Here is a 12,416-nt window from a genome sequence, read left to right as displayed (position 1 = left end):
CAGGCCGCCGGCGCGCTGAAGGTCATTGCGCTGAGCACCGACGGCAAGAAGACCCTGGCCGAAGGCAAGCTCGCCGTCGTCAACAATCAGGTCGACACGTCCAGCGGGACTATTCGGCTCAAGGCGGTGTTCGACAACAAGGACCGCGCGCTGTGGCCGGGACAGTCGGTGTCGACCCGGCTTCTGATCCGGACGATCAAGGACGCCACCGTGGTCCCGGATGAAGCGGTCCAGCATTCGACCAACGGCCTCTACGCCTATACCGTGAATTCGGACAACAAGGCCGAGCTGCACAAGGTGAAGGTCAGCTACGCCATCGATGGCCGTTCCGTGATCGAGGAAGGGCTGAGCCCGGGACAGCAGGTGATCACCGGCGGTCAATTCAAGGTGCAGCCCGGCAGTCTCGTCACCACGGCCGTGGCGAGCTCGGATCCGGGACAGGGCAAGGTCCGGCAGGAATGAACGGCGGCGGGATTTCGGCACCCTTCATCCGCTACCCGATCGGCACGTCGCTGCTGATGGCCGGCATTCTCTTCGTCGGTCTCGTCGCCTATCCCCTGCTCCCGGTCGCGCCGCTGCCGCAGGTCGACTTCCCGACCATCCAGATCACCGCGAACTTGCCGGGCGGCAGCCCGGAAACGATGGCCTCCTCCGTGGCGCAGCCGCTGGAACGGCAGTTCGCCCAGATCCCCGGCATCGCGCAGATGACCTCGACGAGCTATCTCGGCACGGCGTCGGTCACCATCCAGTTCGACCTCAACCGCAACATCGACGGCGCGGCGAACGACGTGCAGGGCGCGATCAACGCCGCCAGCGGCCAGTTGCCGAAGAACCTGCCGTCACCGCCGACCTATCGCAAGGTCAACCCGGCGGACTCCCCGATCCTGCTGCTGTCGGCGACCTCCGATACCCTGCCGTTGACCGCGGTGAGCGACGCGGTCGACGCCCAGCTTGCGCAGCAGATCAGCCAGATCTCCGGTGTGGCGCAGGTCTTCATCGGCGGCCAGCAGAAGCCCGCCATCCGCATCCAGGTCGATCCGGCCAAGCTGGTTGCCAAGGGCCTGTCGCTGGAAGACGTGCGCAGCCAGATCGCCATCACGACGGTCGACAGCCCCAAGGGCAACATCGACGGCGAGACCCGCGCCTACACGATCTACGCCAACGACCAGCTGACCCAGTCCAAGGACTGGAACGACGTCATCATCGCCTATCGCAACGGTGGCCCCTTGCGCATCCGCGACATCGGTCAGGCCGTCACCGGCCCCGAAGACGCCAAGCAGGCGGCCTGGGCCAACGGCAAGCGCGGCGTGTTCCTGGTGGTGTTCAAGCAGCCCGGCGCCAACGTCATCGAGACCGTCGACCGGATCAAGGCGACACTGCCCCGCCTGGTGGCCGCGATCCCGCCGGCGGTCAAGATCGAGCTGATCAGCGACCGCACCCAGACCATTCGCGCCGCGGTCGAGGACGTCCAGTTCACGCTGCTGCTCACCATCCTGCTCGTGGTCATGGTGATCTTCGCCTTCCTGCGCAGCTTCTGGGCCACCGTGATCCCGACCGTGACGGTGCCGCTCGCGCTGCTCGGCGCCTGCGCACTGATGTGGGTGTTCGGCTACACGCTCGACAATCTCTCCCTGATGGCGCTGACGATCGCCGTCGGCTTCGTGGTCGACGACGCCATCGTCATGCTCGAAAACATCACGCGCTACGTCGAGGACGGCGAAACGCCGATGGCCGCCGCCTACAAGGGCGCCAGGGAGATCGGCTTCACCATCGTCTCCATCAGCGTGTCGCTGGTGGCGGTGCTGATCCCGCTCTTGCTGATGGGCGGCATCATCGGACGCCTGTTCCGCGAATTCGCTGTCGTGCTGGCGATGACCATCTTCGTCTCGATGACCGTGTCGCTGTCGCTGACCCCGATGATGGCATCACGCTTCCTCCGCGCCCATGGCGAGGTGAGGCACGGCCGTATCTATCAATGGAGCGAGCGCGGCTTCGACGCGATGCTGCGCGGCTACGAGATCATGCTCGACATCGCGCTGAACTGGAAGCGCACGACGCTTGCGGTGTTCTTCGCAACGCTCGGGCTGTCGATCTATCTGTTCGTGCTGATCCCCAAGGGCTTCTTCCCGCAACAGGACAACGGCCTGATCACCGCTACTTCCGAGGCTTCGCAGGACATCTCCTTCAGGGCGATGCAGCGGCGGCAGGAGGAGCTCGGCAAGATCGTGATGGCCGATCCCGACGTCGCAACCGTTGCGATGGCGATCGGCGGCTCGGGACGCGCCGGCAACAACGGCAACCTGTTCATCACGCTCAAGCCGCGCAATCAGCGCAGTGCGTCGGCGCAGCAGATCATGGCGCGACTGCGCCCCAAACTCGAGAAGATCGAGGGCGCCCGCCTCTACATGCAGGCGGCGCAGGACGTCCGGCTCGGCGGCCGGCCGACGCGCACCCAGTTCGAATTCACGCTGCAGGATGCCGACCTCGCGGAGCTCAATGGGTGGGCGCCGAAGATTCTCGAGAGGATGCAGACGCTGCCGCAATTGCGCGACGTCGCCACCGACCAGCAGACGCAGGGCACGACCCTGCAACTCAAGATCAACCGCGACGCAGCCTCGCGCTACGGCATACAGCCGCAGCTGATCGACGATACGCTCTATGACGCGTTCGGCCAGCGCCAGGTCACCCAGTACTTCACCCAGCTCAACACCTACAAGGTGATCCTCGAGGTGCTGCCCGAGATGCAGGGCAATCTCGACTCGCTGAACAAGCTCTACGTGAAGTCGCCGCTGACCGGCGACCAGGTCCCGCTGTCGACCTTCGCGACCTGGACGACGGACCCGGTCCGGCCGCTGTCGATCAGCCACCAGGGCCAGTTCCCGGCGATCACGATCAGCTTCAACCTCGCGCAGGGCGTTGCCCTCGGCCAGGCCACCGAGGCCGTGCAGAAGGCGATGGCCGAACTCGGCGCGCCGGCGACGCTGAATTCGAGCTTCCAGGGCACCGCGCAGGCGTTCCAGCAATCGCTCGGCACCGTGCCGCTTCTGATCCTGGCGGCGCTGGTCGTGGTCTACCTGATCCTCGGTATCCTCTACGAGAGCTACATCCACCCGATCACGATCCTCTCGACGCTGCCCTCGGCCGGCGTCGGCGCGCTCGCGATCCTGATGACGGTGGGCTACGATTTCAGCCTGATTGCGCTGATCGGCATCATCCTCCTGATCGGCATCGTGAAGAAGAACGGCATCATGATGGTCGACTTCGCGATCGCGGCCGAGCGCGACGAGCACAAGACGCCGGAGCAATCGATCCGGCAGGCGGCGCTGCTGCGCTTCCGTCCGATCATGATGACGACGATGGCAGCTTTGCTCGGCGGCGTGCCCCTGATGCTCGGGCACGGCACCGGCGCCGAAATCCGCCAGCCGCTCGGCTATGCCATGGTCGGTGGCCTGTTCGTCAGCCAGGCGCTGACCTTGTTCACGACGCCGGTCGTCTATCTCTATCTCGACAAGTTCTCCAACATGTTCTCGAGCTGGGGCCGTTCTCCCGGCAGCGACGTGCACGAGGCGGCCGACCGCAGCTCCGTCAAACAGGCTGCCGAATAGCCTGACGCGGGGCGTCCTCTGGACGCGACCGACTTCGCGGCCACGCCTGCGAGAAGATCGAGTAGCCCGCCCCGCCTCACTGCCGCGCCATCTGCGCGTTGCCGACGGCATCGCCGTCGAGCTTCTGGTCGTCATGCATGGTGACGTTGACGCGCAACAGCCGCCCGGTGAACTCGAACGGCGCATCGTAATCCGACACCGGGCTGCCCCGATCGCGGCCGATATCGAGACCCGACCACGAGATCAGCGTGTGAAAGGCGAGCTGGGTCTGCAGCGCACCCACCGGCTCGCCATCGATCAGCAGCGTGTATTCGGTGACGCCGGTGCGCGCGCCTTTGGCCGGCGGCTCTTTGCGCACCAGGCGCTCGACCCGGACGCCGAGCCGTCGCGCGCCCGCAGGCACCTTGCGCTCCGACCTGACGATCTGGTGGCTGCCGCCGATATTGAGGTCGTGCACCAAGAAACCGTCCTTGACGTAGAGGCTATAGCCGGACGTGGCATCACCGTGCGAGATCAGCACGCCGTCAGCGCCGGCCTCGTCGATCTCGACATGTGCCTCGATCGTGTAGCTGCGGCTCCGCACGTCGGGTGCGACGTCGGTCGGCACGTGCCCCATGCCGGCATGGAACACGAAGCGGTGCCGCGCGCCGTGGAAACGCGCCGCGTTCTCGGCAAAGCGCGGGCCGAAGCGGTCGTCGAGCGGCAGCACGTTGTGCTTCTCGGCCTCTGCCCACCACAGCGCGATCATCTCATCGAGACGCTGCGGCTCCCTGGCGGCGAGATCGTCGGTCTCGGAGAAATCCTCATCGAGATGGAACAGCTCCCATTTGTCGTTCTCGAACGGCGTGCCCGGCGGATGGAAGGCGACGGCCTTCCAGCCGCGATGCCAGAGGCCGCGATGGCCGAACATCTCGAAATATTGCGGCGAGGTCTTCGACGGCGCCCCCGCCTCGGCGATCGAGCGCGCAAAACTATCGCCTTCGAGCGGTATCTGCGGGCAGCCCGCAATCGACACGGGAGCCTCAATGCCCGTCAACTCCAGCAGCGTCGGCACGAGATCGCAGGCGTGCACGAACTGATGCCGAAGCTCGCCCGTCGCCGGAATCCGGCCTGGCCAGTTGATGACGAAGGGATCGCGGATACCGCCGCCATGAGTGTTTTGCTTGTAGCGACGCAGCGGCGTGTTGGACGCCATCGCCCAGCCGTGCGGGAAATTGCTGTGCGTATCCGGCCCGCCGATGTCGTCGATGCGCGCGAGCTTTTCCGCGATCGGCTCCGGCTTGAAGTTAAACGGCCCCATCGCGTTGACGAAGCCGAGCGGCCCGCCCTCCTGGCTCGCGCCGTTGTCCGACATCACGATGATCATCGTGTTGTCGCGGATGCCGGCGGTCCCGAGGAAGGACACCAGCCGCGCAAGGTGGCGGTCGGAGTGATCGAGCATGCCGGCATACGCCGCCTGCAGGCGGGTGAAGACGCGCCGCTCGTCGGCGGAATGATCGTCCCAGGCCTTGACGCCGTCGTTGCGCGCCGGCATCCGCGTGGCCTGCGGCACGATGCCCATCGCCTTCTGCTTTGCCATCCGCCGCTCGCGCTCGACGTCCCAGCCGTGCGCGAACGCGTCGTCATAGCTCCTGATGATCTCCGCCGGCGCCTGGTGCGGCGCATGGCAGGCGCCGAGCGCGACCCAGGTCAGCCACGGCAGATCGGGACGATCGGCGGCGTGGTCGCCGATGAAGCGAATCGCCTGGTCGATCAGGTCCTCGGTCAGATGGTAGCCGTCGGCAAAGGTGCCGGGCGGATCGATATGCGTGTTGTCCGAGACGAGCTCGGGCGCATATTGATCGGTCTCGGCGTCGAGGAAACCGTAGAAGCGATCGAAGCCGCGGCCCAGCGGCCAGCCGTCGAACGGGCCGGTGGCGCCGCTCTCGGTCAGCGGCGTGACATGCCACTTGCCGATCATGTAGTTGCGATAGCCGCTCGCGCGCAGCATCTCGGCGAGCGTCCCCGCCTCGCGCGCGATCTTGCCGCGATAGCCGGGATAGCCGGAATCGAAATTGGCGAGACACCCGACGCCGACCGAATGATGGTTGCGGCCGGTGAGCAGCGCCGCGCGCGTCGTCGAGCACATCGCGGTGGTGTGGAAGCCGGTGTAGCGCAGCCCTTCGGCGGCAAGCCCGTCGATGGTCGGCGTCTTGATCGACGAGCCGTAGCAGCCGAAATCGGAGAAGCCGACATCGTCGAACAGCACGACCAGGATGTTGGGCGCGCCCGCGGGCGGCTTCGGCGGCTCCGGCCACCAGGGTTTCGACTCCTTGACGGTCTTGCCGATGTTGCCGCCGAACGGCGTGCGGCTTCCTGCGCTCATGGACTCCTCCTCCTGTAGCGGCCGGCTCGTGAATGCGATCCTCAACGATCCGGCCCGCTGTCGCTGAACGACAAGGAGATCGAGACGCGGCTCGCCGACTGCCTGATGCTGTTGCTGCAGGTGGAGAGCGGTCAACCCACGCCCAGATAGGCCCTCTGCACCTGCGGATCGTTCGCCAGCGCCGCGGCGGTGCCCGACAGCACGCTCTTGCCGACCTGCAGCACGGTGGCGAAATCGGAGACTTCGAGCGCAAGCTCGATCGACTGCTCGGCGAGCAAAATGGTCAGGCCCTCGCAATGCAGGCGGCCAAAGGTCTCGTACATCGATTCCACCACGGCGGGCGCCAGCCCCAGCGATGGCTCGTCCAGCATCAGGAGCTTCGGATCGCTCATCAGCGCGCGGCCGACCGCCAGCATCTGCCGCTCGCCGCCGGACATGGTGCCGGCACGCTGGTCGCGACGTTCTTTGAGACGCGGGAAGATCTCGTAGACGCGTTCGAGCAGCGCCGCCTTGCGCGATTTATCCTGCAAGGGCGTCGCGCCCAGGAGCAAATTGTTCTCGACGCTCTGCTGCACGAACAGCCGCCATCCTTCCGGCGACAGCGCCAGCCCCTTGCGCACGATCGCAAACGCGCTCTGGCCGGCGATCGCCTCGCCGCGGAAGGTGATTGCGCCGGAATGCGCGGGGATGAGCCCCGCGATGGCGTTGAGCGTCGTGGTCTTGCCGCCGCCATTGGAGCCGAGCAGCGCCACTACGCTGCCCTCGGGCACCTCGAGCGAGACGTCGGACACGCCGATCAGGTCGCCATAGCGCACCTCGAGGTGCTCGATCTTGAGCAACGGGCCGCTCATGTCCCGGGCCCGCCCATCAGTTCGATCGGCGTGTGGCCGGCGGCCGCCTTTGCGGCACGGGTGCCGAGATAGGCCGCGATCACCGCCGGGTTCGAGGTGACCTCGCGGGGCGAGCCGCGGGCGATCTCCTTGCCCTGGTGGAACACCATCACGCGGCTCGCGAGCGACATGATCACTTCCATGATGTGCTCGACGATGACGAGCGTGATGCCCGAGCGGTGGATGTCGCGCACGAGGTCGATCGCGAGCTGTACCTCGCGCGCGGTGAGGCCGGCCATGGCCTCGTCCAGCAGCAGCACCTTCGGTTCGGTCGCGAGCGCGCGGGCGATCTCCAGCCGTTTGCGGCCGGGCGTGCCGAGCGAGCGTGCCGGCGTGTCCGCGAGCCTGCTCATGCCGACCCGCTCCAGAACGCTGCGCGCCTTGGTCTCGGCTTCCGCGCGGTGCGAGGAACGCAGGAACGCGCCGATCATGACGTTCTCGATCACCGTCATGCCCTCGAAGGTCTGCGGCACCTGGAAGGTGCGCGCGAGCCCCAGTTCGGCGCGCGCCTCCGGCACGAGATCGGTGATGTCGCGGCCCTCGAACAGCACGCGGCCCGAGGTGGTCTTGAGATCGCCGGTCAGGCAGTTGAAGAAGGTCGACTTGCCGGCGCCATTCGGCCCGATCAGGCCGAGGATGTCGCCCTGCTCCAGCGTCACGGAGGCATCGTCGACCGCCTTGAAGCTGCCGAACGCCTTGGTGATGTTGCGCGCTTCAAGGAGCATGGTCGGCTCCTCCCTGCCCGGCCGGCCTGGCGTCCTTGCGCAGGTGTCGCTGGATCAGGCTCAAGATGCCGCCGGGCTGGAAGCGCGCGATCAGCACGATGATCGCGCCGTAGACCACGAAAGTCAGGCCCGCGCCCTTGCCGCCGAGCACGTTGTTGGAGATTTCCTCCAGCGGCACCAGGATCGCGGCCCCCACCAGCGGCCCGAACAACAATCCCGCGCCGCCGAGCGCGGCCATGATCAGGATCTTCACCGAGATCAGGATGCCGAGCCCGGATTCCGGATCGACGAAGCCGAACATCATCGCATAGAGCGCGCCGGCCACGCTGGTCAGCCCGGCGCTCAGCATGAAGGCGTAGAGCTTGGTGCGGCTTGCGGGCGCGCCCAGCGAGCGCGCGGCGCGCTCGGAATCCTTGATCGCGCGCAGATAGAATCCCATGCGGCTGTTCGTCATCCACCAGGTGATGAACAGCGTGATCGCGAGCACGGTCAGGAAGAGGTAGTAATAAGGCAAAGCCGAGATGAAGGAGAGATCGAATACGTTGCGCGCGACCGTCGGTCCGGACAGCCCGACCGCCGCCCCGACATAGTCGGTGTTCGTGACGATCAGCCGCATGGTCTCGGCAACCGCGATCGTCGCCATGCTGAAATAGTGGCCGGACAGCCGCAGCGTCGGCACGCCGACGATCGCGGCGAGCCCGACGGCGAGCACGATGCCGCCGGGAATGCCGAACAGCGGCGACAGGCCGAATTTTGCGTAGGACCCCATCGCGGCATAGGCGCCGCAGCCGAAGAACACGGCATGGCCGACCGAGACCTGGCCGGCATAGCCGCCGACGATGTTCCAGGCCGAGGCCGCGATCGCATAGAGCAGCACCAGCGCGCCGAGCCGCTGCTGGAACGGCGAGGACAGGAGCAGCGGATAGGCGATCGCGAACGCCGCGAAGACCGAAGGCCAGAGCAGCCGCCGCATCAGATCTTCCCCATCAGGACTTCCCCATCAAGCCTTGCGGCCGGAACCAGAGGAAGAACAGGAACAGGAGATAGACGACGATGTCCTTGTAGACGGCGCCGATCAGGTAGCCCGACAGCGATTCGATGACGCCGATCAGGAGGCCCGCGACGAGCGCGCCGGGCACGCTGCCGAAGCCGCCGAGCGAGACCGTGACGAAGGCGACGATGGCGAGCGTCTCGCCCACCGTCGGCACGATGTAGAAGAAGTTGGCGATCAGCGCGCCGGCAAGCCCGGTGGCGCCGGCCGCGATTGCCCAGGCGATCGCCTGCATGGTGTCGGGCCGGATGCCCATGAGCTGGGCCGCGGTCGCATCCTCCGCGACCGCCAGCATCTTCGATCCGAGCGAGCTGCGCGTCAGCAACAGGTGCAGGGCGAGCGTCACCAGAAGCGCGACGATGCCGGCGAGCAGCCGCGACGCCTCGACGCGCAGGCCCGCGAACGCGTAGGTCCCGCCGACGATGTCCTGCGGCAGCGAGAGGAAATTGGCGCCGAACCACCAGAACACGGAGTAGCGCAGCAGGAGCGCGAGCCCGAAGGTACCGAGGATCTGCGCCAGCATCGGCCCCTTCATGATGCCGCGGATCAGGCCGAAATAGACGACGACACCGAGAGTGGCGAGCACCAGCGTCGCCAGCGGCGCGCCGAAAATCGGTCCGCCGCCGAACAGGGTGTAGACGACGTAGGCGACGTACATGCCGAGCATGACGAAATCGCCATGCGCGAAATTGACGATGTTCATCATGCCCCACACCAGCGTGAGGCCGGAGGAAAACAGGGCGTAGACGGCGCCGAGCAGAAGGCCGCCGACGATCACCTGCACGAGAACGAAGGACATGAGCTGCGCTGCGCTGAAGCCTCAGTGAAAAGGGCGGGACCGGAAGTCCCGCCCCGAGACGATCACCAGCCCTTGTAGGGCAGCATCGGCGGCTTCTCGGCATTGGCCTTCGGCCAGACCGAGACGTAGTTCTCGCCGTCCTGGAGCTGTATGATGTAGGCCGATGCCAGCACGTTCTGGCCCTTGTCGTCGAACTTCACGCCCTTGTAGCCCATGATGAGCTGGTCGGGCTTGAGGTCGGTGGCCTTCAGCGCGGCCTGGATCTTGGCCGGATCGGTCGAGCCGGCGCGGTCGATCGCATCGACCAGCACGAAGAAGCCCTGCATCTCGCGGCCGACCGTGTCCTCCATCTCCTCGCCGCTCTTCTTCTTGTACATGTCGGCGACGATGGCCGACGGCGAACCGGCGGGACCGACGGCCCAGGCGGAACGGTTGAACACGCCTTGCGAGATCTTGCCGACCGCCTTGATGAAGGACGGATCGGAATAGCCGGCGTCGTCGGCGAGCAGGATCGGCGGCTTGTAGTCCTGCGACTGCATGGTCTTGGCGAACAGGATCGCGTCCGAGGTATAGCTGATCATCAGCAGGACGTCGGGCTTCTTCTCCTTGAGCTGCAGCACCTGGGCCTGCAGGTCGGTGGCGTTGACGGGATAGGCGACGTCGATGACGTTCGTGCGTCCCTTCTCCTTGAAGCCGGCGGCGATGGTGTTGGCGACCGAGGTGCCGTACTCGGTGTTGTCGTGCACCAGCGCGATGGAGTCGGTCTTGCCGCCGGCGGCCTTCATGTCGGTGAGGAACTCGTCGTAGATGCGGACGAAGTCCGGCGCGATCGGCGTGGTGCGGAAGAACCACTTGAAGCCGCGCTCGGTGAGGTTGGCGGCGACCGATTCCGGCGTCAGGTACGGAATGCCGTACTTCTCGGCGATCGCGCTCGAGGTCAGCGTGATGCCGGACTGGTAGGCGCCGAGGATCGCGGCCACCTTCTCTTCCGTGATCAGGCGCAGCGCCTGGTTCTGGCCGGTGGCCGGCGAACCCTGGTTGTCGGCGAAGATCACCTCGACCTTGGCGCCGCCGAGCCCGGCGAGACCGGCGTTCTTGGCGAGCGGCAGCTTGCCGAGTTCGGGATGGGCGTTGTTGATGATGTCCAGCGCCACTTCGATCGCGGCCTTGGCGTGGGCGCCGATCGAGGCGGTGCCGCCCGACATCGGCAGGATGGCGCCGATCTTGACGACCTTGTCCTGAGCGACCGCCGCCCCCGCCAGCGCAATGGACATCGCGGCCGCCGACAGCAGCCCCGTGACGTGCTTAAGCTTCATGAAACAGACCTCCCAAAGGGTTTCCCCGACCAAGGCTTCTCGGCTCGAAAGCGCGGCAGAGCCGCCTGCTTTCATTCGCTTTTTTCTTGGTGCGGCGAAGATGGCATGCCGGCCTGGAACCGGCAAGGCGAAATGGGTTTGCACGATGCCGCACCGCGAGGCGGCGGCCGCCGCAAACAAAACCTGAGGAACAACCCCATGCACAGTGGCCGTCAAGGGCAATCGATGCGTTACGGATTTTACGAAATCGCTTGACGCGTCGGGCAAATCAGGGGCATAATGCAACGATTGCGAGGCGTGGCTGGAAGGCTGTTGCGAAGCCCGCCCGTCCCCTCGGCACCCGCAGGAATTCGGCCGATTGCGGCGCTTGCCAGCCCGGAAACGAGCGGCTAGAAACGCCGCACGCCCGAACCGCGATTTGCGCGAACGCGCCCGCCGGCCGCTGGCGGATGATTCAGTTAATTCATTGAATTTGTTCGGCTATTCCGTTGGAGAATGGTGTAACGGTAGCACAACTGATTTTGTTCTAAGTCATTGATTTAATTTGGCTAGTTTGCAGCGCTCCCAGTTTCGGTCCAGCTGTTTGCGGCCAAGTCCGATCAGTTTGCAAAACCTTCGGTCCGCATTCCCGACAGCAAAAGAAACTCCCACCAACTTCAATCGGAGTCTTCTTCGATCTCGCGGCGAATCTCGTCAAGGCGTTTGCCCTGATAAGTCCACTCCCAAGGTCCAGACACGACGTCCCACTCGTAGCCTAGGGACTTGATGGCCCGTAAGGCCGCTCCGCTGATTGAGAGCACCTCGCCGAGATACTCCACGTGGTTATTTTCATCCACGGTTTTGCAGGTGATGGAAGCATCCTTTTCGAGTTGAAGGACTGTCCCCGGTTTCAATCCGATCATAGAGAACTTGAACCTACTTCGACGTTTTGCTGCTTCCACCTCTGCCTTAACCTCAGAGGCCGTCTCAGATGTTTCTGGAAGATTCTCAAATATCTCTTCGCCGATCTTTATTTCCGCTTTCACGCCGATGAGAAGCGCAGCCTTCACACGTTCGGGCGAGATTCGAAAAAATTCACGGCTCTTGCTGACGCGGTGATCTCCAAATGCGTCGTGCATTTGACGTTCGACAAACTTGCAGTCTTCGACTTCGCACGCATAAAAGACCTCGAACGGAAGAGGTACACCGGTCTGGAAGAGGCTGCGCACACGCGTTGCCAAATCGGTCTGCGTGCAGCCGATCTTCACTAAACCGGGCATAGCTTCGTTCGTCAGGACATAAACAATCTCGGTCATTTCCGGCCCCCAAGCGCGCAAATTATGATGCTAGGAACCCTCTCCTGCAACCGCAAGCTTTAGCCTAGAACCACTTCGACTGAATGGTCGAGCCGTCAAGTCACTCAGAGTCCCACGTTGGGGAAGAGGGGCTTTAGAAAAACAAGCGACGAAAATGGCCGATTTCCCCCCGTAATTTCGGGGTAGTTCAATAAGGGCTAGACCGACGTTGTCGATGTGGCTATATCACCTCCACGAATTTCCAAATCGATTTGCAAGACGCTCGGATAGCTTTCCGCTGCTAAATCAATAAATTATGGGGAATGGTGTAACGGTAGCACAACAGACTCTGACTCTGTTTGTCTTGGTTCGAATCCAGGTTCCCCAGCCA

The 12,416-nt window shown here is 64.6% G+C and carries 9 protein-coding genes and 1 tRNA gene; 3 read left to right on the top strand and 7 right to left on the bottom strand.

Going from position 1 to position 12,416, the window contains the following annotated elements; genetic code table 11:
- Nucleotides 1–462: efflux RND transporter periplasmic adaptor subunit (locus tag KGM94_RS17795; RefSeq protein ID WP_300262066.1), on the top strand; the 462-nt coding region annotated here is incomplete at its 5' end.
- Nucleotides 459–3,605 carry an efflux RND transporter permease subunit gene (locus KGM94_RS17790; RefSeq protein WP_300262063.1) on the top strand — a complete coding sequence of 1,049 codons (3,147 nt, stop codon included), beginning with the start codon at nucleotides 459–461 and terminating at the stop codon, nucleotides 3,603–3,605. The genes KGM94_RS17795 and KGM94_RS17790, both read left to right, overlap by 4 nt.
- A gap of 76 nt (nucleotides 3,606–3,681) precedes the next feature.
- Here the strand turns inward: KGM94_RS17790 and KGM94_RS17785 are convergent, their stop codons facing one another.
- From KGM94_RS17785 to KGM94_RS17755, 7 genes are all read right to left on the bottom strand, one after another.
- Nucleotides 3,682–5,970, bottom strand: a complete 2,289-nt coding sequence (locus KGM94_RS17785) for an arylsulfatase (protein ID WP_300262061.1) — start codon at nucleotides 5,968–5,970, stop codon at nucleotides 3,682–3,684.
- 131 nt (nucleotides 5,971–6,101) lie between these two features.
- On the bottom strand, nucleotides 6,102–6,821 hold the full coding sequence (locus KGM94_RS17780; RefSeq protein WP_300262058.1) for an ABC transporter ATP-binding protein: 720 nt from the start codon (nucleotides 6,819–6,821) through the stop codon (nucleotides 6,102–6,104).
- Nucleotides 6,818–7,585, bottom strand: coding sequence for an ABC transporter ATP-binding protein (locus KGM94_RS17775; protein ID WP_300262055.1), 768 nt, complete (start codon nucleotides 7,583–7,585; stop codon nucleotides 6,818–6,820). The genes KGM94_RS17780 and KGM94_RS17775 overlap by 4 nt, the downstream gene beginning before the upstream one ends.
- Nucleotides 7,575–8,558, bottom strand: coding sequence for a branched-chain amino acid ABC transporter permease (locus KGM94_RS17770; RefSeq protein WP_300262052.1), 984 nt, complete (start codon nucleotides 8,556–8,558; stop codon nucleotides 7,575–7,577). Before KGM94_RS17770 ends, KGM94_RS17775 begins: the two co-directional genes overlap by 11 nt.
- A gap of 13 nt (nucleotides 8,559–8,571) precedes the next feature.
- On the bottom strand, nucleotides 8,572–9,435 hold the full coding sequence (locus KGM94_RS17765) for a branched-chain amino acid ABC transporter permease (protein WP_300262049.1): 864 nt from the start codon (nucleotides 9,433–9,435) through the stop codon (nucleotides 8,572–8,574).
- A gap of 62 nt (nucleotides 9,436–9,497) precedes the next feature.
- The gene (locus tag KGM94_RS17760; protein ID WP_300262046.1) at nucleotides 9,498–10,751 is read right to left on the bottom strand and encodes an ABC transporter substrate-binding protein; all 1,254 of its coding nucleotides are present in this window, start codon (nucleotides 10,749–10,751) and stop codon (nucleotides 9,498–9,500) included.
- Nucleotides 10,752–11,407: 656 nt separating this feature from the next.
- Nucleotides 11,408–12,046: a GIY-YIG nuclease family protein gene (locus KGM94_RS17755; RefSeq protein WP_300262043.1), complete on the bottom strand. Its 639-nt coding sequence runs from the start codon at nucleotides 12,044–12,046 to the stop codon at nucleotides 11,408–11,410.
- Nucleotides 12,047–12,342: 296 nt separating this feature from the next.
- Here KGM94_RS17755 and KGM94_RS17750 point away from each other — a divergent pair.
- A tRNA-Gln gene (locus KGM94_RS17750) sits at nucleotides 12,343–12,416 on the top strand.

The sequence above is a fragment of the Bradyrhizobium sp. genome (assembly GCF_028868675.1).
Classification (GTDB): Bacteria; Pseudomonadota; Alphaproteobacteria; order Rhizobiales; family Xanthobacteraceae; genus Bradyrhizobium.
This window is presented reverse-complemented; position numbering and strand designations above follow the sequence as displayed.